Annotated in this window: 17 protein-coding genes; 9 read left to right on the top strand and 8 right to left on the bottom strand. The window is 71.9% G+C overall.

Annotated elements, in window-relative coordinates; genetic code table 11:
* The first annotated feature begins 9 nt into the window (after positions 1-9).
* On the top strand, positions 10-996 hold the full coding sequence (locus O7635_RS07700; RefSeq protein WP_278079717.1) for a hypothetical protein: 987 nt from the start codon (positions 10-12) through the stop codon (positions 994-996).
* Here the strand turns inward: O7635_RS07700 and O7635_RS07695 are convergent.
* Complete coding sequence (locus O7635_RS07695) at positions 979-1,674, bottom strand: hypothetical protein (protein WP_278079716.1); 696 nt, start codon at positions 1,672-1,674, stop codon at positions 979-981. The genes O7635_RS07700 and O7635_RS07695 overlap by 18 nt on opposite strands.
* 100 nt (positions 1,675-1,774) lie before the next feature.
* Here O7635_RS07695 and O7635_RS07690 point away from each other — a divergent pair, with 100 nt between their 5' ends.
* Complete coding sequence (locus tag O7635_RS07690) at positions 1,775-3,289, top strand: hypothetical protein (RefSeq protein WP_278079715.1); 1,515 nt, start codon at positions 1,775-1,777, stop codon at positions 3,287-3,289.
* A gap of 151 nt (positions 3,290-3,440) precedes the next feature.
* A complete protein-coding gene (locus tag O7635_RS07685; protein ID WP_278079714.1) occupies positions 3,441-3,845 on the top strand; it encodes an Lsr2 family protein in 405 nt (134 codons plus the stop codon).
* A 149-nt stretch (positions 3,846-3,994) separates the two neighbouring features.
* On the opposite strand, the gene O7635_RS07680 is transcribed toward O7635_RS07685, so the two are convergent.
* Positions 3,995-4,702 (bottom strand): class I SAM-dependent methyltransferase, encoded by a 708-nt coding sequence (locus O7635_RS07680; protein WP_278079713.1) that lies wholly within the window; start codon positions 4,700-4,702, stop codon positions 3,995-3,997.
* A 52-nt stretch (positions 4,703-4,754) separates the two neighbouring features.
* Entirely contained in the window at positions 4,755-6,047 is a 1,293-nt protein-coding gene (locus O7635_RS07675; RefSeq protein ID WP_278079712.1) for an HEXXH motif-containing putative peptide modification protein, read from the bottom strand.
* A gap of 327 nt (positions 6,048-6,374) precedes the next feature.
* Here O7635_RS07675 and fxsT point away from each other — a divergent pair, with 327 nt between their 5' ends.
* Positions 6,375-10,100 carry an FxSxx-COOH system tetratricopeptide repeat protein gene (gene fxsT / locus O7635_RS07670; protein WP_278079711.1) on the top strand — a complete coding sequence of 1,242 codons (3,726 nt, stop codon included), beginning with the start codon at positions 6,375-6,377 and terminating at the stop codon, positions 10,098-10,100.
* Between the two features lie 3 nt (positions 10,101-10,103).
* A complete protein-coding gene (locus O7635_RS07665; RefSeq protein ID WP_278079710.1) occupies positions 10,104-11,045 on the top strand; it encodes a hypothetical protein in 942 nt (313 codons plus the stop codon).
* Here the strand turns inward: O7635_RS07665 and O7635_RS07660 are convergent.
* The 4 genes from O7635_RS07660 to O7635_RS07645 all read right to left on the bottom strand — a co-directional run bounded on the left by O7635_RS07660 (position 11,042) and on the right by O7635_RS07645 (position 15,476).
* On the bottom strand, positions 11,042-13,264 hold the full coding sequence (locus tag O7635_RS07660) for a hypothetical protein (RefSeq protein WP_278079709.1): 2,223 nt from the start codon (positions 13,262-13,264) through the stop codon (positions 11,042-11,044). The genes O7635_RS07665 and O7635_RS07660 overlap by 4 nt on opposite strands.
* The gene (locus O7635_RS07655) at positions 13,261-14,181 is read right to left on the bottom strand and encodes a hypothetical protein (RefSeq protein ID WP_278079708.1); all 921 of its coding nucleotides are present in this window, start codon (positions 14,179-14,181) and stop codon (positions 13,261-13,263) included. The genes O7635_RS07660 and O7635_RS07655 overlap by 4 nt, the downstream gene beginning before the upstream one ends.
* The gene (locus tag O7635_RS07650) at positions 14,178-15,023 is read right to left on the bottom strand and encodes a hypothetical protein (protein WP_278079707.1); all 846 of its coding nucleotides are present in this window, start codon (positions 15,021-15,023) and stop codon (positions 14,178-14,180) included. Before O7635_RS07650 ends, O7635_RS07655 begins: the two co-directional genes overlap by 4 nt.
* An 81-nt stretch (positions 15,024-15,104) precedes the next feature.
* Positions 15,105-15,476, bottom strand: coding sequence for a YciI family protein (locus tag O7635_RS07645; protein ID WP_278079706.1), 372 nt, complete (start codon positions 15,474-15,476; stop codon positions 15,105-15,107).
* Positions 15,477-15,524: 48 nt separating this feature from the next.
* Here O7635_RS07645 and O7635_RS07640 point away from each other — a divergent pair, with 48 nt between their 5' ends.
* From O7635_RS07640 to ligD, 3 genes are all read left to right on the top strand, one after another.
* Positions 15,525-17,210, top strand: coding sequence for an AMP-binding protein (locus O7635_RS07640; protein WP_278079705.1), 1,686 nt, complete (start codon positions 15,525-15,527; stop codon positions 17,208-17,210).
* Positions 17,152-19,584, top strand: a complete 2,433-nt coding sequence (locus O7635_RS07635; protein WP_278079704.1) for an MMPL family transporter — start codon at positions 17,152-17,154, stop codon at positions 19,582-19,584. Before O7635_RS07640 ends, O7635_RS07635 begins: the two co-directional genes overlap by 59 nt.
* Before the next feature lie 220 nt (positions 19,585-19,804).
* A complete protein-coding gene (gene ligD / locus O7635_RS07630) occupies positions 19,805-20,800 on the top strand; it encodes a non-homologous end-joining DNA ligase (protein ID WP_278079703.1) in 996 nt (331 codons plus the stop codon).
* Here ligD and O7635_RS07625 read toward each other — a convergent pair.
* Positions 20,797-21,612 (bottom strand): LLM class flavin-dependent oxidoreductase, encoded by an 816-nt coding sequence (locus O7635_RS07625; RefSeq protein WP_278079702.1) that lies wholly within the window; start codon positions 21,610-21,612, stop codon positions 20,797-20,799. The two genes, ligD and O7635_RS07625, sit on opposite strands and share 4 nt — an antisense overlap.
* An 89-nt stretch (positions 21,613-21,701) precedes the next feature.
* Between O7635_RS07625 and O7635_RS07620 the strand changes: the two genes are divergently transcribed.
* Positions 21,702-22,736, top strand: a complete 1,035-nt coding sequence (locus tag O7635_RS07620; protein WP_278085401.1) for a MerR family transcriptional regulator — start codon at positions 21,702-21,704, stop codon at positions 22,734-22,736.
* Positions 22,737-22,758 lie beyond the last annotated feature (22 nt).

Raw genomic sequence — 22,758 nt, 5'->3', positions numbered from 1 at the left:
TTGATAGGCATGATCACGCAGACGCGGGTCGACGCGGAGACCGGTGAGTGGCGGCTGAGCGCACCTAAGCGGGCGGAGCGACCCATCGACGCCCGCCCGGCGTCGACCGGCTGCCCGTTCTGTCCCGGCCACGAGGACCAGACCCCGCCGGAGCGCCTCCGGGTGCCCGCCGGCGACGGGCCGTGGCGGGTCCGGGGCTTCGCCAACAAATATCCGATCGTGAGCCCGGCCGGTGCCGACGGCAGCACCGCGACCGGCCTGCTCCCCCGGTTCCCGGCCACCGGCGATCACGAGGTGCTGGTCGAGTCGCCGGACCACGACTGGGACCTGCGGCTGGCCACGCCGGACCAGGCGCTCGAGGTGCTGACGGCGCTGCGCGAGCGGTGCCGGGCCCTGCGGGAGCGGCGGCCGGCCGCGGTGGTGGTCTTCCGCAACTACGGGGTCGCCGCGGGCGCCTCGTTGCGGCACCCGCACAGCCAGCTCGTGGCCCTCGACCAGGCACCGCCGGGGCTGGTGGCGCGCTGGCGGCTGGCCCGGGGCCACTACGCCGACACGGGCCGCCGGCTGATCGATGACCTGGCCGCCGCCGAGCGGGAAGCCGGTGAGCGGGTGGTCGCCGACAACGGCGTGCTGATCTATCAGCCGTACGCGGCATCGGTGCCCCACCAGACCGTCCTCGTGCCGGGCGACGGTGCGGGCACCCTCGCGGACGCGACCGACGAGGGCCTGGCGGCGGTCGCCCGGGCACTGCCGGTGCTGCTGCGCGGCCTGGCCGAGGTGCTCGACGATCCGGCCTACAACCTCATGGTGCACGCCGCTCCGACCGATGTGGACGGTCGCGAGGCCGCGCGCTGGTGGCAGTGGCACGTGGAGATCCAGCCACGGACCACGGCGTACGCCGGTTTGGAGCTGGCCACCGGCCTCCTGGTCAACCCGAGCCGGCCCGAGGAGACCGCGCCCCTGCTGGCCAAGGCCGTGTCAGCCGCCGGACGGTAGCCGCTGGGCGCGATAGCCGGTGCGGAAGAACCCGCGCACCTGCCGGCCGCCGATGCCGAGGTTGTGGGTGAAGGTGGTCGGACCCGCCGGGGTCGTGCGGAAGGTGATCGCGATGTCGTCCCGGCGGCCGCGGTTGGGGTCGTAGACACGCACACTCACCGTGTCCCCGCTGGTGGTGTAGCCGTAGGCGAGCACCTGGTGGTTGAGCGCGAGGTCCTTCGGCTGGCGCGACGCCACCGTGATCACGCCGATCGGCACGGGTGCGCTCCGGTCGAGCTCGGCGCGGATGCTCGGCCATTCGCCGCTGACGGTGCGGAACGCGATGCCGCGCCGGGTCAGCAGCGGGCGGCCGAAGAGCTGGAACGTCGGGGAGTCGTTGTCGGGCATGCCCATCCACTCGTAGTACTTGGCCACGCCGCCGGGCAGGCGCCACGACTCCAGGAGCCGGCGCACGATGAACGCGTAGAGGGGCGTGCCCAGCGGCGGCCGACTGCCCGGTGGTGGCTTGCCCGCGTGCCAGTAGTCGAGCGCGGCGAACACCATGCCACCGCAGAGGCCACCGTTGGCCTTGCCGAACGGGACGTCACCGAACGGCGTCGGCACGACGACGGCCGGCTGTGCGGGCCACACGTTGTCGAACGTGAACCCGTGGCGCGACGGTAGGAAGCTATCCGACACCTTCCCTCCCTCGACGATCGTCCACAGGGGTCGCCCGACGGCGGTGCTCTTCTCTAGATTGAGCCGGGACGATTGGAGACGCAATGGCGCGGGCGGTCCGATGAACGTCTCGTTCGGCATCGACGACGTCGGCGCGCTGGCCGACACGATCAGCAAGGCGACGCTGGCCGCCGCCGCGGTGGTCGCCGTCGTGGTGATCCTCGTCGGTTTGTCGCGGGCGATCCGCGACCGGCTGCGGCAACAGCTGGTCATCAACGACACCGCTCCCCTGCCCGCCGCGATCGCCGGCAGCGAGGGCGAGGCGTTGACGCTCTCACCCTGGCTGCGGCAACGGGTCCAGGCGGCGTTGGCCGACGAGGCGGCCGCCGCCCGGGGCATCGTCGACGACGTGTTCCAGCGCGACGTCGCGCTGCACCGGCTGCCCACCGAGATCGCGATCACCGACGACACCGAGCCGATCACGTCGGCCGCCAAGGACACGATGGCCACGGTGGCCAACGGCCTGCGGGCGGTCGCGCCCGGCCAGGCCGACGGCATCCTCGGCGCGCTCAGCTCGGCGCTGCCCAACCCGCGCGGCTGCCTGGTGCAGACCGCGCCGCTGCTCCGCGGCGAGGCCGGCAACCAGCGCCTCGGCCTGGCGATCGAGCTGCACGACCTCGACGGCTCGCCGATCGCGGCCACCACGCTGTGGGAGCCGCCCGGCGCCGACCCGACCGGGCAGTCGTGGCAGGAGCGGCTCGTGACGCTGATCGAGCCGGCCGCGCACTGGGTCGCCCTGCGCCTGGTCGCCCGTCGGTTGCGGGCCACCCCGGCCCGGTCGCTGGGCGCGCCCTGGCTCACCCAACGGCGGTCCCGAGCCACCCGGCTCGAGCTCCAGCGCATGCTGGCCGCGGCCCTGACGCTCGACGCGATGAAGGAGTACGCCGACCACTCGCTGGCCTTCGGCGCCGAGGCGCTCGACGACCTCGACCAGGTGGGCTCGGCGCTGCGGGCCTACCACCGCCCGGCCGCGATCCGGGGCGCCGTGCAGGAGCGGCTGGGCTTCGCCTACCGCGCGGAGACGGTCGAGACCAAGGCGCGCCGGGCGTTCCTAGATGCGGCCGAGAGCTGGGGCGAGGCCGAGCAGCGCCTGGTCACCAACCCTGGTGACAACGCCGGCTCGACGACCGAGACGGCGCTGGCCGACGAGCGCGAGCGGCACCGCGTGCGCCGGTTGAAGTGCGGTCTCCTCTCCGGCGACCTGGCCGCCACCGCGATCGCCGCCGAGGAGCTGCGCGAGCAGCCACCGAAGGCCGCAGCCGACGCCCGGACGCTCTACGCGATCGCCTGCCTCTACTCGTGCGCCGCGGAGCGGGTCGAGAAGGCGGCCTACCTGCCGCTCGCCTGGAACTACCTGGGCCGCTCGCTGCTGGCCGCCACCGAGGAGCTGCTCTGGGACCAGGCGCGCGCCGATCCGGAGCTGGCCTTTCTCACCGAACGGCAACGCTTCGTCGACGACCTCAACCACACCTGGGCGGTCCGGCGCCGCAAGAAGTCGCCGCCGCTGCTGGTCGCCGAGGCCGAGGCCCTGGTCAAGGCCGCCCTCGTCCGGCTGACCCCGCCGGCCGCACCCTAGGCCGGCCGGCCGGTAGAGCTCAACATGCCAGCGCTGGGCTGGATGGGCTTGTGTCGGAGTGTGGATGGGTCCGCTGACCAGCGTGTGGTCGATGATCGGATACGGTGCAGGGAGCATGAACGATCGTTCGTCCAGGTAGGGGTTCGTCCAAGTGGCAAAGTCGACCATCGTGACGCTCGTCGACGACCTCGACGGCAGCACCGCCAACGAGACTGTGAGCTTCGCGCTCGACGGGACGGCCTTCGAGATCGATCTGTCGAGCGCCAACGCCGGGAAGCTGCGGCGCGCGCTCCAGCCGTTCGTCGACGCCGGCACCCGCCTCACGCCCGGCGGCGCCCGCCAGGCCCGGACGGTGATCTCGCCGCAAGGGGCGAGCCAGCGGGAGCAGACCCGCGCGATCCGGGCGTGGGCCAAGCGGTACGGCGCCCAGCTCGGACTCGACGCGGTCGGTGATCGCGGCGCCATCCCCAAGCCGGTCCGCGACGCGTACGAGGAGCACGAAGGTCGTGCGCCGCGGACCGCGCTGCCATCCCCGTTCCTCGCGCCACCGCAGTAGCCGGCACAACGGAGCGCGGCGAAGATCGGCGGGTTGACCGCCTCGACGGAGATGGCGTTGCCGATCCTCGCGGCAAGCTTCTCGGACGACCTCCTTGAGTTGCGGGCTCACCTCCTATGAGCCGCGGCGGCGGGGAGCTGCGGAGTGCGCTAGAAGGGATGAAACTGCTCGAAGGGCGGCTCGGCCGACGTGTCGGGAAGCCGGAGGGCGCGGCAGCGAGGCACCGCCTCGGCGGTTGGGTCGTCGTTGATGTGGCGCAGGGTTCCGCCGGTGAAGGGGTCGGAGATCGCCGTCCAGCCCAGGTTCCGCTCGAAGTACCGCACCGCAGTGCGCACGGAGAGCGTCCAGTCGTCGTCCAGCACGATCAGCCCGCCCGGTCGGACGATCTTTCGCAGGAAGTAGAGGTCCACGAAGACCTCGTGGAAGCGGTGGCTACCGTCCACGAACGCCGCGTCGGCGACGAAGCCTTCGGTGAGAAGTTCGGGAAGTGCGGTGGAGGACCCGGCCCGGATGAGGCTGGCGATCGAGTCGAGTCCCGCAGCTTGCAGTAGATCCCAACCAACGTCGGAATAGGCGCGATCTTGGAAGGGATCGATGATGACGTGGCGGGGCCGTGGTGGGTCGATCGCGACGAGCGCCTCCCCGATCGCGAGGGCGGAGCTGGCGTATGCGAGCCCGATTTCGATGACCGTCTCGGCTCGCTCGGAGATCAGCAGGTCTCGAAGCAGATCGCAGTCCCGCTCGGGCAACGTGACGGTCTCGAAGTCCCGTTGGTGCGGCCGCGTCGACCGCGGACCGTCGCGCCCGAGCCGGTGGCGTACCTCTCGAACTCGCGTGGTGCGCTCATCCATCCCCATCGAAGCAGTGTGTACGAGTTCCGGTTGACCAGTTCTGTTCGCCGGCGTCGTGTCAGCTGATCGGGCCGTGGGCCCGGACCCAGCGGTCGCGGTGGTCGGCGGCCGCCGCCCGGGCGCGGGCGGCCGCCCCCGCCGGCACCTCCGCCTGCCAGCCGTCGACCTCGGCCAGCACGCCGTGGATCAGGCGGCGGCCGAGGTCGGTCAGGCGGTCGTTGCCGGCGAGGCGGGCCGCGGTGTCGCGCACGGCGTCGCGCCAGCGGACGAACTCGAAGGCGACCAGCGACAGCTCGCCGTCGGGCGTGCGGAGCTCGCGGCGCCAGAAGTCGGCGATCGCGAGGTGGGCGTAGACGCCGTGGACCAGGCCGATCAACGGTCGTGGGTCGGGCCGCCAGGGCGCGTAGTGCCGACCGCCCGGGTCGCCCGAGACCAGCGGGAACAGGTCCATCACCGCGGACAGCTTGGCGTGCTGCAGCTCATGGGCGAAGGTGACCGCCACGGAGCGGGGTGAGGCGGGGGTCGACATGGCGATCGCGCCGAACGCGTGGCGGCCCGTGGCGCTGACCGTGCCGGCCGGTGGATCCGTCAACGGCGCCAGGACCGAGATGGCCTCCGCGAACTCGACGGCCACCGGATGGTGCCGGTCGACCAGCACCTGCCAGGCCGGGTTGACCCGCTCGGCCCAGGCGGCGGCGGTGCGCGGGTCGGCACCGGCCGGCGCCGGCGCGTCGTCGGCGTCGAGGTGGTCGAACCGCAGGTCGACGGCCAGCTCGCCGTGGGCCGCCCGCAGCCACGGCACGGCGGACCACTGTGGATCGGCGCCGACCTTGATCCGGCGGTGCCCGGTGCGCAGCTCGGCGCCGTCGCTCCCGGACACGAACTCGACCGGCGCCGCGGGGTCGAGCGCGGTGCAGACGCCGAGTGAGGGCAGTGGCAGGTGACCGCGCTGTCGTGGTTGGACGGACAACCGGGCGGTGGCGCCCGCCCGCACCGCGGCCGTCGCGGCGACCGCGCCGAGCCAGGCCGGCTCGGCGCCGGTGTGGTCGCCGCGGTGCAGGGCATGCGCGGTGCGCAGCGCCCAGGCACCGACGGACGGGTAGTCGAGCGCCGCGCCGACCGCCGCCGGCCGGTCGGCCTCCAGCTCCCGCAGCAGGGCGTACGCGTCGGCGGTCAGGGTCCGATGTGGGTGTCGGGTCTCCTCCGCGAGCGCGACGACGGCGCCGATCGCCAGAATGGTCTTGCTGCGTTGGGCCGCGCGCAGTTGGCGGATCGTGGCCGGCCCGCCCCCGCCGCCGCACAGTGCGGTGAAGGTCGTCTGGCTCAGGCGATGGGTCGCTGGAATCGCCACGTCCGAATCGCCTCCGCGATGCGTCCTAGGTGCGGTTGCCGAAAGATCGCAGGGACTATGATGGCGCGGTTCATTATCGCGCGCGAGGCCAAGGCGGTGGTCGGTGCATGGGTCGTGAGGACGCCGATCTTATCTCGGATCTCTTGGACCTCCAGGGCAGGGGCCTGGAGGGTCTAGACGATTTGCCGGAAACGGCGTTGCTCTCTTCGTTGCGGCGACTACTGCACGAGAACGACGGAGCATCACCCGCTTTTTATGGGTTCCAGAACATGATGGTCGACGGGAGAATGGAGTCCCCCGAAGCTTCCTGACCGAGGTGGACAGTCGATGACCGACCGAAGCCCAGCGGCGCCCACGATCGTCACGTTCGCCGCTTCGAGCCCCGAGGTCGGCGTCACGCGGCTGATCGCCAACACCGCGGTCGCGCTCTGCCACGTCGACAAGAAAGTGCTCGTGATCGACTCGGGCGCCGACAGTGAACTGGTCCGCGGCTTTCTCGACCCGTTCCTGATGAGCGTCAGCGATCCAAATGATCTTCTCGACGCCGAGGCCGCCCGGCTGGTGAGCCAATTCATCGACAATCCGTTGTCACTCTCCCGATACATCCTTCCGGTCGGGCGCGGGAGTCTCGATCTGCTCGGCTCCAGCCGGCCCTTTTCCGTGCTCCGCGGCGACCGCCTGGAAACGGTGCCCAGCGGCGAGGTCCGGGCGGCGCTTCGGCGCACCCGCTACGACGTCATCCTCGTCGGGCTGCCGGCCGCGTCCGAGACCCACACCGCGCTGATCGCGGGCCTGACCGACGCGGTCGTCATCTGCTTCCAGCCGCAATACGCGCCGATCCGCGACGCGGTCAAGGCCGCGTTGAGCATCCGCGACGCCGCGAGCCGGCCGCGCCGCACGGCCGCCGTGGCCGTGCCGTTCGACGCCCGGGTCCTCCCGCGGGCCAGCCAGACGATCGGCGAGATCCGTCAGGCGTTCAGCCGGCTGGGCCCCGCCTTCGCCGACCGGGTGGTCAAGGTGCCTGAGCTCGCGGCGGCGGGCGACGCGCTGAGCATCCTGCTCGACGAGCCGACCCCGACACCCCGCACCGCGGGCGTGTTCGAGGCGTTCGCCGACCTGGTCTGGTTCGTCACCGACCGCGAGATCCCCAGCCTGCCGCCGATCCCGGCGCCGGTGCGGCAACGCTACCGGCGGAGCCTGACCGGCGACGCCCGCGATATCAACACCCGGGCCCTGCTGGCCTACGCGCCCGCCGACCGGCCCTGGGCCGACTGGGTCAGCGAACAGCTGCGCCTGCTCGGCTTCGAGGTCGGCGCCTGGCAACAGCAGCGCGAGTGGCTGGCCGGCCCCGACCGGGCTCTGCTCGTGTTGATCGGCTCGTCCGCGTTCGCCGCCGCGCCGGTCGCGGCCGAGGTCAGTGACCACCTGCGCGCGTCACCCGGCGCCGAGGCGCTCGAGACGGTGCTGCTCAACGTCGAGCCGAGCCGGCACGACGCGTTCCCGCTGGCCCGCACCGTCGACCTGACCACACCGGTCGAGGCCGACGCCCTCAAACGGCTGCTGGCCGCGTTCGGCATGGGCGACCGCATGGTCGAGGTCGCGGGTCGCGAGTCGCGGCAGCGCTTCCCGCTCGCCGAGGCGTCCGCCGGTGACAAGCACTTCTCCGTGCCGCGGGCGAGCACGCGCATGGTCGGCCGCGATGCCTACCTCGAGGAGATCCGCACCGCGCTGGTCGAGTCGGAGACCGTCGGCGTGGTGGTGCTGGCCGGTGAGGCCGGCGTGGGCAAGAGCGCGATCGCCCAGGCCTACGCACACAACTTCGCCTACGACTACGACGTGGTCTGGTGGATTCCGGCCGGCGACGAGCAGGCGGTCCGGGCCAGCCTGACCAGGCTCGGCTACGTGATGGGGGTCGAGCCGTCGGCCGACATGGTGGCCGCGACCTTCGAGGCGCTGCGGTCGGCGCCGCCCGGGCGCACGCTGCTGGTCTACGACGCCGCCGACGACGTCGACACGCTCGCGTCCCTGTTGCCCACCGAGGGCTTCGGCCACATCGTGATCACCGCGCAGCCACAGGCCGCCAACCGGTTGCCCAACCTGTGGGCGTCGGTCAACAAGCACGTCGTCGTCAAACCACTGACGGTCGCCGAGGCGGTGGCCATCCTGCGTGGCTACGCGCCGGCCCTGCCCGGTGTCGAGGGCGAGAAGCTGATCGGCGCGACCGGCCGGGCGCCGCTGAGCCTGCACCTGGTCGGCGCGCTGGTCCGGCAGCTGGCCGCCGGGCGCGAGCTGCGCGTCGGCAGCTCCGCCTCGGAGGCCGCCTCCGCGGCGGCCGACGACGTCCGCGAGCGCCTGACCGAGGCCGGCGGCGCGTCGTTCAGCGCGATCGTGGCGCTGACCCTCGCCGAGCTCGACCGGCATCCGCTCGGCCGGCTCACCCGGCGGGTGGCCGAGCTGTGCTGCTTCCTCGACCCGGCCCGGGTGAGCCTGTCGCTGCTGCGCTGGCCGGCGATGGTCGAGCAGATCGCGGCGGCGGCCGCCGACGGCGACGCCGGCGACCTGCTCGACGAGCCGTTCGACCTCGACCAGGTGATCTGGCTCGGCCAGCGGCTCGAGCTGTTCGCGGTGTTCTGGGGCGCCGAGTCCGACCTGCGGATGCACGGGCTGGTCCGGGCGATGGTCCGGGGCGCGATGTCGCCCGAGGAGCAGGAGCACCGCCGCGAGCAGGCATGCCGCGGGCTGGCCGGCTATGCCGCCGGGCGCCTGGGCGACGTCGAGGTGCTGGCCGAGCTGCGGCCGCACCTGCAGCCCTCCGGCGCGCTGGTCTCCACCGAGTGGCCGGTCCGGCGCTGGGTGCTGGCCCAGCTGCGCTGGACCTCCGACGACGACGACGCGGTGGCCCGGGCCCAGCTGTTGGCGCTCACCGAGACGGCTCTGGTCGCCTGGACGGGCGGCGAGTCACCGCGCGAGTCGCTGTCCATCCAGCTCGCCACCTACCGGGCCGACCTGCTGCGGCTGATGGGCCGGCCGCACGAGTCGCTCGCCGAGGACCAGCGGCTGCTCGACGGTGTCCTCAAAGGACGCAGCTCCCGCTCCGTGCGGGTGCTCAACGCCCGCCGGGGAATGAGTGGCGACCTGCGCGGCCTCGGCCAGTTCGCCGAGGCGCTCGCGCAGGACCAGGGCACCTGGCACCGCTACCGCGAGCTCTTCGGCGAGGACCACCCGCAGACGCTGCAGGCCAGCCACAACCTGGCCAGCTCGTGCTTCCTCGCGGGCTACCCGGAGCGGGCCTTCTTCTTCGAGCAGGACACGCTGACCCGACGCGAGGCCCTCTTCGGCCCAGACGATCCGCTGACCTGGTGGTCGATGGCCGCGGCGGCCGGGTTCCAGCGCGAGCTCGGTCGCTACGGCGAGGCCAGTCGCCGGCTCTACGCCGCCCTCGACCGGGTCCGCAAGTTCCAGTCCGCCAACCATCCCGACGTGCTGCGGATCAAGGGACATCTGGCGGTGGCCGAGCGCCGGCTCGGGCGTTACGCGGTGGCGCGCCAGCTCGACAACGAGGCCGTCAACGGCTACCGCCACACCTTCGGCGCCAACCATCCGCGTACGCAGGCCGCCCGCCTCAGCCTCGCCATGGACCTGTTCCGGCTGGGCGAGTTCGAAGAGGCCAAGGACCTCGCGGAGCTGTGCCTCGACGGCTACACCGAGGCGCTGGTCGCGGCGCACCCGTTCATCGAGGTCGCCCGGGCCAACCTGGCCGTGACGCTGTGGGGCGCGCAGCGCGGCGACGAGGCACGGGCGCAGGCCCAGCAGGCCGTCGAGGGTCTCGCGGGCCGGCTCGGCGAGGTCCATCCCTGGGTGCTCGCCGCCCAGCTCAACCTCGGCGGGATGACCGGCGGCCGCGACGATGCCGCGCTGCACAGCTTCGGGCTGTGCGAGGAGTTCCTCGGCAACGGCCACCCCTACACCCGGGCGGCGGCCGAATATGTCAGCGGCGGCCCGCGCCGGGTGCCGCTGACGCTGTTCATCGACATCGACGTGCCGGAGGTGTGAGGCGTGACGCAGGCCTTCGCGGGTGTCCACATCGATCCGCCTCCGGTGGACGACTTTCACGACCTGCTGTTCTCGTCGGCCGAGCTCGCGCGGCGGATCCCCAACGTGACCCACCTGAGCCTGGTCGCCGACGGTGACCTGGCGTTCTCGATCGACCAGTTCGAGATCGACCCGGTGCGCCGCCGGCAGGCCCGGATCGCCGTCCAGGGTGTCGTGGGCTCCTGCCTCGACCTGCACGACAAGCTCCAGGTGGCCCGCACCGGCGCGCTGATCCGGCTGGTTCTCGAGACACCGCGCGGCGCCGTGCTGGCCTACGCGATCCCCGGTCGTGGCTATCTCGCCGGGTTCTGCCTGCGCGACCAGCCCGCCGAGCCGACCGTCACGGTGGCGCCCGAGGTGCAGGAGGCCGACCGGGCGCTGGCCGGGCTCGTCTCGGAGGCGCGGGAGCTGTTCGGGCTAGAAGACCAGAACCCGGGCGGCTTCCAGCCCATCCCGGCCGGCGTCGAGCTGCGGCCACCGACCGGTCAGCCGGTCATCACCGGCACGGGTGCGGCGGAGGTCCTCGAGGTGTGCCGGGCGGCGGTCGACGAACGCCTGCAATACGTGCTCTACCAGGGCGGCGATGGCACGGCCTGCGCGGTCGACTGCTTCGGCGGGCTGGCCCAGCTCGAGACCCACGGCGACACGACGCCGGCCCGGCTCCGCCGGGTCTACTGGGGCTTCCACACCGATCTCGACGGCGACCTGCGCGACCTGCGCCGGCTGGTCTACCCGGTGCTGGGCCGGTCCGCGAAGTCGGTCGTGCTCGACGTCGAAGACGGCGTGGTGATGAACCGCTGGCTGGGCGGCGGCCGCCAGCTGCTCGGCGTGACCCTGACCCAGTCCTATGTGGCCAGCGTCGAGGACCGGTTCGCCGAGCTGAGCGCCCGGCTGGCCGATCTCTAACGGCGGCGGACCGCGCTGGGGGCGTTGAGCTCGGTCTGGACCCGGCCGGCGAGGGTGGGGAAGAGGTCCGAGGCGCGGACGTCGGTGGCGCGGTCGGCCTGCGGGTCGTCGGGGTCGCCGACGAAGCGGGTCGTGACGTGGCGCAGCTCGTCGAGGTGGAACAGCGGCAGATATTCGCAGGCCACCGCGTAGGTCACGCACAAAGCGTCGAGCGTGCGGACGTCGCGGGTCGAGGGCGGCTTCTCCGCCTCGCGCGCCCACCAGAGCCGCAGCTCCGTGCGGAACGCGGTGATCAGGCGCTGGAGCAGCGCGACCACACCGGCCGCCGGCGCGGTGTTGCGCTGGCGTAGTCGGGCGCGCAGCGACATCCGGGTGTCACGGGCCCGGTCGGGTGCGACGTGCAGCGCGTCGGTGAACAGCATGTCGACCCGTTTGAGCAGCTCGTCGAGCACGTAGAGGGCGTCGGCCAGCATCGCCTCGACGGCCTCCGGGAGCCGCGTGGCGGTCTCCTCGGCCGCGACGGCCCGCGGCTGCTCCTCGAGCCGGTCCATCAGCTCCGCGAGCTGCTTCTCGTTGGCGGTCCGCAGCTCGTTCATCGACAGCGCGAGCTGGGCCACATATTGATGCATCGTCGCCTGGTGCTGGCCCAGCCGGTCGAGCCGGTTGCCGACCCGCTCGACCGCGTCCTGCGCGGTGAACGACGCGAGGATGCGCTCGACCAGCCGGGTGAGGTCGCGACCGACCCGGCCCGGCTGCGCGACCAGTGGCGCCCGGCCGGTCAGGTCGGTCAGCTGGCGATCCGCCTCCTGGGCGAGGAAGCCCTTGACGACCAGCAGGATCTCGCCCGTGGGCAGGCCCTCCTTGACGGTGAAGATGCGGTCGCGCTGGTGCGTGATCTCAGCCGGGCTGATCACGTTGTCGGCGACCAGGATCGCGCAACCCTCACCGCCGTCGGACTCGGCGACCCAGAAGTCCACATGGGAGTCCGAACTGAGACCGACGTAGCGGTTGGTCTCGACCTTCCACCGCCGCTCGACCAGGGTGCGCCGGATCTCCTCGGCGAAGAACGCCCCGTGTCGCTCGACCACATAGGCCTGCGCGGCGGTCTGGATCGCGGTGTCGTCGATGGTCGCCGCCGTCGCCGGCGTCGCCCGGACGAGGCGGTGCGACAGATCGACGATCAATCGGGGTACGCCGGCCGTCAGGTCGGCCAGGTGCTCGACCACGCTCGGACTGAACGGTGGCGGCGCGGCCGGGCCACCCACCGCCGCCCGGCTGGTGGTGACCAGCTGCTGGATGTCCTCCGGCTCGAACGGCGAGGTCTGGATCGTCGAACCGATCCGGTCGCGTACGTCCTCGGGCAGGTTCTCCAGGAACGACGCGAACCCGGAGAGCACGACGAACGCCCCGGCGCTGGCCGAGCCGGCCAGGAACCGCCGCAGCGCGGTCGCCGTCTCCTCGGTGACGGGCCGGTCGGCGCCGAACGCGCGCTCCAGCTCGTCGAACGTCAGCAGCAGCTTGCGGCCCGGCGCGCAGACCACGCGGACGAGGGCGCCCATGGCCCGCAGCGCGTCGGCGTCGCTGGCCAGCGCGGCGGTGATCCGCCGGTCCCGGAGCACACCGGCCGGCTCGGCGCCGGCGAGCCAGGTCCAGACGGCGTCGTCGAAGCCGGGGCGCAGCAACAGCGTCAGGGCGGTCGCGATGCCCGGGTGGTCGGTCAGCTCCTCCAGACGCTGGGTCAGTGTCTCGAGGTAGGCGCTGCGGTCGAGGCGCAGGCGCTGCACCAGGGTGACCGCGTCGAGACGGCCGTCGCGCAGCCGCACGCCGAGCTGCCGGCCGAGGTCGGACCCTTCGAGGGCGTCGGCGACCACCTCGGCGTAGAGGTGGCGCACCCCGGACTGGACGGCGCCGTCGTCACGCTTGACGGCCCGGACGAAGGAGCCGAGGACCTCGCGGAACGAGGTGGCGCTGACCTGCGCGTAGAACGATTGCACCGGTGGGTCGGCCCGGTCGGCCATGCCGCGCAGCACGCCCGAGAGGAACGTCTTGCCGGTGCCCGCCCCGCCGATCACGGCGAGCACGCCGCCCTGCTGCGCCCCCTGGAGGAAGGCGTCGAAGAGCTGGGTGGCGGTGGTCAGGGCGGCCGTGCGTACGGCCAGGTCAGGGTCGACCGGCTGGCCCGAGGCGGTGATCGAGGGAAACGGGTTGGCGAAGGTCATGACTCACCACTCCCGGGCGCCGACAGTCGCAGGACGGCGCGCAGGAACAGCTCGTCGGACAGCTCCGGCTGCGGCACCTCGGTCAGGAGCAGGTCGTAGATCTCGTGCAGGAGCAGTTGGAGCTCGCCGATCGACATGGGGCGTTCGCTGACCAACTTCTCCAGCTTGCCGGTCGCCGGGTTCGGTGGCTCGGCGCCGTCGGGCCAGCCGCCGCCCTCGTCGCGGTGCCGGGTCAGCCGGTGCACGAGGAAGAGGTCGCCGTCGGTCTCGTTGAGGGGACCCAGCTCCAGGAAGAGCGGTGCTGTGCCGCCGGCCGAGTGGAACTCGGCCCGCTGGTCGCGCAGTCGCCGGTAGAACGAAGTCTCCGCGAAGAACATCAGCTTGCCGCGGGCGAACCGCGCGTACTCGATCAGTTCGGCGATCAGGTCCCCGGACGGCGGCAGCAGGACCGCCACGATCGTGTTCTCGCCCAACTCCTTGCTCAGCAGCGGAAACATCCGGTCGGGGTCGGTGGAGCGCTGCGCCGTCGCGCCGTCCGCATTGATCATATCGTGGACGGTCAGCTCGTCGACCAGCCGTTCGCTCAGCAGCCGCATCCGCTCCGCGGTCTCGCCGCGGTCGAGCCGGTCGCGGCGGAGGTCGATGACCATCGGATGGCGCCCACACTCCCGGGCCTTGGCCAGGAAGTGCTTCACACAGCGGTTGACCAGCGAGGTCTTGCCGCTGCCGGCGGGCCCGCTGGCCACCACGAGCCGGCCGGTGCGCAGCACGCCCTCACCGGTGCCGAACTCGTTCTTGAAGACCTCGAACTGTTCCTTCGTGTGGTCGACGTCGGCGTAATCCTCGTGGGACCCGTGCACACCTGGATTGAGCGGAGTCCGCGCGTCGGCGCAACCGAGAACGAGAAACGGGTTCATCCGGTCTCCGAGGTGGCGGGTTTCCGTTGCCGTGGGCGCTGGTGGAGGTAAGCAATATGGTCGGCATCGCGCGCGAGATTGGCAAGGGAGCTGAAGATTAGGTCCGCCCGTCGCTGGCGATCCGCTTGATCAAGTGGCGCCCATGCCTCGGTGTCGATGAGAAATCGGCCGAGCGGTTCGTTCTCCAGCTGGTTCAGCAGGTCCGTGGGCTCGTCCCAGGTCGGCCGGGCATTCTGGACGCGGCGCAGCTTGGTGGCGAGCTCGACGCTCCGCTCGATGACCTGTGGTTCGCTCGGCGAGTCTTTGGTCTTTTTCTTCTCCAGCCAACCGTACACATAGCGGCGCACCACCGATTCGAAGCTTTGTGCGGCGCCCTGCAGGTCCTGCGCCTCCTGGCGGCGCAGCGCCACCTGGTCGCGTGACCTCGTGAGCAGGAACGTGAGCACGCCTCCGACGACGGTGGCGGTCAGCGTGGTGATCGGCGCGATCAGCGGATGCGGGGTGCTGTTGGGGCGTTCGGCGACGGCGGGCGCCGGGCTGGGCCGCGGGCCGGCGATGCGGAGTGCCTGACAACTGCGCGTGAAATCAGCGGGATAAAGTCGCCGCCATTCGTCGACCTGGAGGTCGCGGGATCCGACGCGGATCAGTTCCGGCTGTTCCGCCGGCGTGCCGCGGTCGAGCGCAATCGCGGCGCGTACGAGGTCGTCTTGATGATCGAGACAAAAGACCAGGGAACCGTCGTCGAGCTGGGTTGGAGTGGGGGTCGGAACGGGAGCGATCGCGAATCCGAATGCGGCGGCTGCGCTAAGGGCCCGACACCGGGACGAACCTGGGCGGGACATGACCGGACTCTATCCGACGTGGACCATAGACGCGTATCGCCAAATCGGTCGTAGTAATCGCGGTCGCTCCCGTCGGCGGGACTAGTCACCCGTCCACACAGGGCGGACCTCGACCAGGCCCAGCACGGACTCGGGGATCTTGGCCGCCCACTCGCGGGCGCGCTCCTCCGACGGGCAGTCGACGAGGTAGAAGCCGGCGAGGTGCTCCTTGGACTCGGCGAACGGCCCGTCGGTGGGCAGGCCCAGTGCGGCCAGGGCGGCCGGTTGGGCGGGTATCCGGGTGCCCGTCGACGGGTCGGCGAGGCGCTCGGACAGGACCAGTTCGCCCGCCGCGGTCATCGCCTCGCCCAGGGCCAGGTGCTCGGCCATGCCGGCCGCGCGCTGCTCGTCGGTGAAGCTGTCCCAGACGGCGCGGGACCGGGGGTTCCCGTACACCATGATCAGATATTTCATGCCCCTCAGTCTCGCGCGGTTCGCGATGATCGGGAGCAGACTGGTGCGGTGAGCCGAGAAGCGTTTCGGACGGCCCGGGACTATCTCCTCGAGGTCGGAGACGACTACGACCGGGCGTACGCCGAGTTCCGCTGGCCCGCGCTCGACCAGTTCAACTGGGCGCTGGACTGGTTCGACCCGATGGCCGAGGGCAACGCCGACCCGGCGCTGTGGATCGTCGAGGAGGACGGCGCCGAGACCAGGCGGTCGTTCCAGGAGCTGTCCGCGCGGTCCAACCAGGTGGCCAACTGGCTGCGCGACGAGGGGGTGCGGCGCGGCGATCGGGTGATCGTCATGCTGGGCAACCAGGTCGAGCTCTGGGAGACGATCCTCGCGTGCGCCAAGCTCGGCGCGGTGATCATCCCCGCGACGCCGTTGCTCGGGCCGGCGGACCTGCGGGACCGGCTCGACCGCGGCGGCGCGCGGCACGTGATCACCACTGTCGCGGCGACGCCGAAGCTGGCTGAGGTGGCCGGTGACTACAGCCGGATCGTGGTCGGCGGCGACGTGCCGGGTTGGCGTCACTATGCCGCCAGCGCGGGCTCCTCGGAGGAGTTCGCGCCCGACGGGCCCACCTCGGCGAACGACCCGCTCTTGCTCTACTTCACGTCCGGCACGACCGCGCTGCCGAAGCTGGTGGAGCACACGCACGCGTCGTACCCCGTGGGTCATCTGTCGACCATGTATTGGATCGGGTTGCGGCCCGGCGACGTGCACCTCAACATCTCGTCGCCGGGGTGGGCCAAGCACGCCTGGAGCAACGTCTTCGCGCCGTGGAACGCGGGGGCGTGCGTGTTCCTCTACAACTACCAGCGGTTCGACGCGGGCGCGCTGATGGCGCAGATGGACCGGTGCGGGGTCACCACGTTCTGCGCGCCGCCGACCGTCTGGCGGATGCTGGTGCAGGCCGACCTGCGCACGCTGCGCACGCCGCCGCGGGAGGCGGTGGCCGCGGGCGAACCCCTCAACCCGGAGATCATCGAGCAGGTACGCCGGGCGTGGGGGCTGACGATCCGCGACGGCTTCGGGCAGACCGAGACGACTGTGATGATCGCCAACACGCCCGGCCAGCCGGTGAAGCCGGGCTCGATGGGGCGGCCGCTGCCGGGCTATGCGGTGGCGCTGGTCGACCCGGTCTCCGGCCGCGCGGGCGACGACGGCGAGATCTGCCTGCCGCTGACCGCTCGGCCGTTGGGGCTCATGGTCGGCTATCAAGGCGACCCGGAGCGCAACTCCTCGGCGATGGCCGGCGACTACTACCACACCGGTGACGTCGGTTCCCGCGACGCGGACGGCTACATCACCTACGTCGGACGCATGGACGACGTGTTCAAGGCGTCCGACTACCGGATCTCGCCGTTCGAGCTCGAGAGCGTCCTGATCGAACACCCGGCCGTCGCGGAGGCGGCGGTGGTGCCGTCGCCGGACCCGGTGCGGCTGGCCGTGCCCAAGGCGTTCGTGGTGCTGGCCGAGGGGTGGGCGCCGTCCGCGGACACCGCGGCCGCGATCTTCGCGCACTGCCGCGAGCACCTGGCGCCGTTCAAGCGGGTGCGCCGGATCGAGTTCGGCGCGCTGCCGAAGACGCTCTCCGGGAAGATCCGCCGGGTCGAGCTCCGGACCGGGGACCACTCGGCCTATGCGTCCGGCGGTCGCCCGGCCGCCGAGTTCCGCGAGGAGGACACCCGGTCGACCTGACCGATTTAAGCTGAATTTCCGGTCCCTGGACCGCCCGAGAGCCTGGGCCGCCCGGAGGGACCTCGGCATGCACGCGTTCCTGGCCCGGCTCGGCCGCACCTGCGCCCGCCACCACTGGGTCGTCATCGGCGCCTGGCTCGTGCTGGTCGTCGGCTTGGCGGTCGGCAACAACCGGTGGGGCGGCGACTACCTCAACAACTACACGGTGCCGGGCAGCCAGTCGGACCAGGGCACACAGATCATCGCTTCCTCGTTTCCCGGCCAGAGCACGTACGTCGGACAGCTGGTGTTCCAGTCGCCGGCCGGCTCGACGGTGGCGGAGCGGCAGAGCGCGGTCGACGAGGCGGTCGCCAACACGGGGCGGTTGCCGCATGTGGTGAGCGCGACGAGCCCGTTCGCGACGAACCCGCCGACGGTGTCGCCAGACGGCACCATCGCGTACGCCACCGTCGACTACGACATCTCCACCGACACGTTGGGACAGTCCTACCTGGACCAGCTCGACTCGGCGGTGGCGCCCGCGCGGGCGGCCGGTCTCACGGTCGACTACGGCGCGGCCACGGGTCAGATCGGTAAGGGCACGAGCGACCTACCGTCCGAAGTGGTCGGCATCGTGGTGGCCTTCGTGCTGCTGTTCTTCATCTTCTTCTCGGTCGTGGCCGCCCTGATCCCGCTGGTGTCGGCGGTGTTCTCGGTGCTCGGCGCTCTGTCGATCATCGGGCTGCTGGCGGCGGTGGTGACGTTCCCGACGACGGGGCCGACGCTGGCGACGCTGCTTGGCCTCGGCGTGGCCATCGACTACGGGCTGTTCCAGGTGGCCCGGCACCGCGAGGACCTCGCGGACGGTGATGATTACACGGCGTCCGCGGCGGTCGCCAACAGCCACTCCGGCATGGCGATCCTGGTAGCCGGCAGCACGGTGATCATCGCGATGCTGGGGCTGTACATCGCCGGGCTGCCGTTCATCAGCGCCCTCGGCGTGTCGGCGGCGCTCGGCGTGGCGATGACGATGCTGGCGGCGTTGACGTTGATTCCGGCCTTTCTCGGGTTGGCCGGGCGGACTGTCCGGGCGATGCGCTTCCGGCGCCGGTCTTCGGGGGGCGTCGGCGCGCCGCCCGCACCACCGCACCCACGGCGGAACGGAACGTCAGCGGGGCAGTCGAATCTGGGAGCGGCGCCAGACGGCTTCGCGCCACCCGAGCCTCGGCCGCCGGGCGGGCGGGCGGATCCGATCACCCATCCCGCTCATGAGAATGGGGCGTTCGCGCGGTGGGGGCGGTATGTCAGTCGGCGGCCGTGGCCCTGGGCCGTCGCGGCCGTGGTCGCGTTGCTGGTGATCACCATTCCGTTGCTCTGGATCGACTTCGGGCAGCTCGATCCCGGCACCGACCCGACCAGTGACAGCGACCGCCGCGCGTATGACCTGATCGCCGAAGGTTTCGGTCCTGGGGCCAACGGGCCGCTGACCGTGGTGGTGCAGCTGCCGGCGGGCAGCGATCCCACGACGGTGTTGACCAGCGCGCAGCTTGCGCTCGAGCAGCAGCCCGGCGTCGCGTCGGTGACGCAGCCGCTGGTCGACCCGTCGGGGAGCGCCGCGATCATCAACGTCGTGCCGACCACCGGCCCGCGCGAGGACGCGACGACCGACCTGCTGCACCGGATCCGCGACGACGTGCTGCCGACCGTGGCGGCGCCGACGTACGTGACCGGGCAGACAGCCGGGTACGACGACTTCACCGCCCGCACGGTCGAGCGGCTGCCCTGGCTGATCTTCGCGGTCGTGGTGCTGTCGCTGCTGCTGTTGACCACCGCCTTCCGCTCGCTGGTGATCGGCATCCAGGCCGCGCTGATGAACCTGCTCTCGGTCGGCGCCGCCTACGGGGTGATCGTCGCCGTGTTCCAATGGGGATGGGCATCGTCATTGATCGGGGTCGACATGCACCTACCGATCCCGGCGTACGTACCAATGATCATGTTCGCGGTGGTGTTCGGGCTTTCGATGGACTACGAGGTCTTCCTGATGTCCCGAGTGCACGAGGCGTACCTGCATACCCGCGACACCCGGCGCAGCGTGGCGCTCGGCATCGGCGCCACCGCCCGGGTGATCACCACGGCTGCCCTGATCATGATCGTGGTCTTCATCAGCTTCGTCGCCGACCCGGATCCGACGATCAAGATGCTGGCGGTCGGCATGGCGGTCTCGGTGCTGCTGGACGCCAGCATCGTCCGCATGATTCTCGTGCCGGCGATCCTGGCCATCCTCGGCGACCGCGCGTGGTGGATCCCGCGGTGGCTCGACCGCATCCTGCCGCGCCTCGACATCGAGGGCGACCAGCCACCACCGAAGCCCGAGCTGCAGGGGGCGCGGCGATGATCCGGGTCGCGCTCCGCACGCCGCCGCATCTCCGATCGGCCGGAGCTGGGAGACGGCGCGTGGATCAGCCCGCGAACCAACGCCGCCCCGCACGAGGTCAGCGTCTGTCAAAGCGCGAGTTGCAAGACGCGGCCTTGAGCCCGCCCGAGCTTCGCACGCCTCCGCGTCCCAACCTCGCGCGCGAGGAGCCGTTGATCGCTGAGCTGGAATGGGCGCGGCGATGAGCCCGGCCGCGCGGCGGAAGCCGCCGGGGCTCGGGTGGCCGGCGGTCATCGAGCCGATGTTGGCGGTGCCGGGCGAGATCCCCCACGCCGCCGGCTGGGTCTACGAGTTCAAGTGGGACGGCGTCCGCACCGTCGCCTACACCGACGGTCGCGGCGGCATCCGGCTCATGTCGCGCAACGACCTCGACGTCACGGCGAGCTATCCGGAGCTCGGCGTGGTGGCCGACCTGGTCGGTCGCCGGCGGATCGTGCTCGACGGCGAGATCGTCACGTTCGACCAGCGCGGCGTCTCGTCGTTCTCGTCGTTGCAGCGCCGCATGCACGTCGTCAACCCGAGCCGGGCACTGATCACCGGCACACCCGTCGTCTACGGCGTGTTTGACGTGCTCTTCCTCGACGAGCCGCTGACCGGCCGGCCGTGGCACGAGCGGCGTGCCGTGCTCGACGACCTGGGCATCGACGAGCAGCCCGTGCTGGTCGCCCCGTACTTCGACAGCGACCCGGACGCCGTGATGGCCACGGCGCGGGAGCGCGGCCTGGAGGGCGTGGTCTCCAAGCGCGTCGACGGCACCTATCACCCGGGCCGGCGGTCTCCGGTCTGGCTCAAGACTCCCTTCATCCAGACCACCGAGGTGGTGGTCGTCGGCTGGAAACCCGGCGGCGGCCGGCGCGCGGGCACGATCGGGTCGCTGACCCTGGGCGCCTATTCCGAGCAGGACGAACTGACCTACTGCGGCGGCGTCGGCACGGGCTTCACCGACGACATGCTCGACGAGCTGCTTTCCCTGCTGACCCCGTTGGAGACCGACCGGTCCCCGCTGGCACACCAGATCCCGACGGCCGACCGGCGCGGGGTGCGCTGGGTCCGCCCCGAGGTGGTCGGCGAGGTGGTCTTCCGCTCGGTCACCCCGGACGGGCGCCTGCGCCACCCGGCCTGGCGCGGCCTGCGCCCGGACCGCCGCCCGCACGAGGCCCGCCTGCCACGGCCTTAGGCACTCGGTGGGCCGGCGGCGATCCGGTCGCGGATCTGGGTCATGCGTTCCGGAGTGTGGTGTGGCATCTCCCAGCGCGACTCCAACCACCACGTCGCCCCGGCCGCCGCCCAGGGCGCCACGACCGCCGCCGCGGCGGCCGGGTCAGCGACCGGCGTCTCACCCTCGGCGATCACGTCGTAGTCCGCCGCCACACCACGCTCCGCCAGCCACGCCCGCAGCTCCCGCACCCCGGCCGGACCGGCCGCGTCACCGGTGAACTCCGGCACGACGCCGTCGCAGCGCAACGCCCGGCGCATCGAGCGCGGACGCCCGAAGCGCGCCACGACCCAGATCGGGATGCGTTCCTGCACCGGCTGCACGGCCTCGGTGAGATCGGAGCGCGCGCACTCGTAGTGGTAGTGCGCACCGTGGTAGCTGGTGGCGCCACCCCACAACGCACGGATCAGGTCGATGCCGTCGTCGAGGCGTAGGGCCCGGCCGCGCCGGTCGATCACCTCCCCGGTGTCGGGCAGGTCGGTGGCGATCGCGCCCAGGCCGACGGTCAGCACCGCTCGCCCGCCGGACAGCTGGTCGAGGGTCGCGACCTGACTCGCCACCTTCCACGGGCGGCGCCACGGCAGCGGGGTCAGCATCGTGCCCAAGCGCACCCGAGTCGTCGCCACCGCCATCGCGGCCAGCAGCGACCAGGCATCGACTCCGTAGGCCGCCTCCCAGACGAACACCGCGTCCCAGCCGGCGCGCTCGGCCAGGACAGCCTGGTCGACCTGCTCACCGGCCGGACCGCCGGGCAGAATCACCCCGTACCTCATGGGTCATGGATATCAGGGGCCTCCGACAAAAAGAGACGTTGACCCTCGACCTGGTCGAGGCACCAGGGTGCACAACCGTGGAGAGCGACATGCACAGCATCGGCGAGACCGCCCGGGCCAGTGGCCTGAGCGTGAGCGCACTGCGCTTCTACGACGGCGCCGGCGTGCTCGTGCCCGCGCTGGTCGACCCCGAGAACGGCTACAGGTGGTACGCCGACCGCCAGATCCACCAGGCCCGGTTGGTGGCCGGCCTGCGCCGGGTCGGGCTCCCGGTCGCCGAGATCGCGGAGGTGCTCGCCGGTGACCGGGACGACGCGCACCGACTGCTCGACCGCCACCTGCACCGCCTCGAAACCGGTCTCGCCGACGCCCGCCGTGAGCTCTCCCGCGTACACGCCCTTCTCGACACGCAGGAGACCCCCATGACCACCGTGACGCTCGCACAGACCGGCCTGGCCTCCGCCGTCCGAGCGGTCCGCTTCGCCGCCGGCGCGACCACCGACACCGAGCTCCCGATGCTCGCCGGCGTCCTCCTCGACGTCGATTCCGATGCGGTCACCTTCGTCGCCACCGACCGCTACCGCATGGCGATCCACCGCGAGCCGGCCGCCGTCGACGGCCTACCGGTCCGCGCGATCGCGCCGCTCGCCTGGATCGACCGACTCAGCACCCAGCACGGCGACGCCCCGATCACCCTGACCGTGACCGACACGGCCATCGAGGCAACCGGCAACGGCTGGACGATCAAGGACAAGCCGCTGCCGTACGACTACACCGACTGGCGCCGCGCCGTCGAGTCCCGCACCGCCGGCGGCCAACCCCGCCGGACCCGGGTCGACCCGGCAGAACTCCGCGCGGCCCTGACCACCACGCCGCCCGTCATCCGTCACGACCACGAGCTCGTCGTGCTGACCATCGGCGCCGAGGGCGGGATCGACGTCGGCGGCGAGCAGGAGTGGGAAGCCGGCGCCATCGCCGTCAACCGCGAGTTCCTCCTCCAGGCGCTGGCGGCCGGCGGCGACGGCCAGCTGGTGCTCGAGCTCGACGGCCCGATCCGCCCGCTGGCCATCCGCCGCCCCGCCGACGACCGCGCCTACTCTCTGCTCATGCCCGTGAAGCCTTGACCGGCGTCGTGGCCGGGACGGC

The organism is Asanoa sp. WMMD1127, from assembly GCF_029626225.1.
Classification (GTDB): Bacteria; Actinomycetota; Actinomycetes; order Mycobacteriales; family Micromonosporaceae; genus Asanoa.
This window is presented reverse-complemented; position numbering and strand designations above follow the sequence as displayed.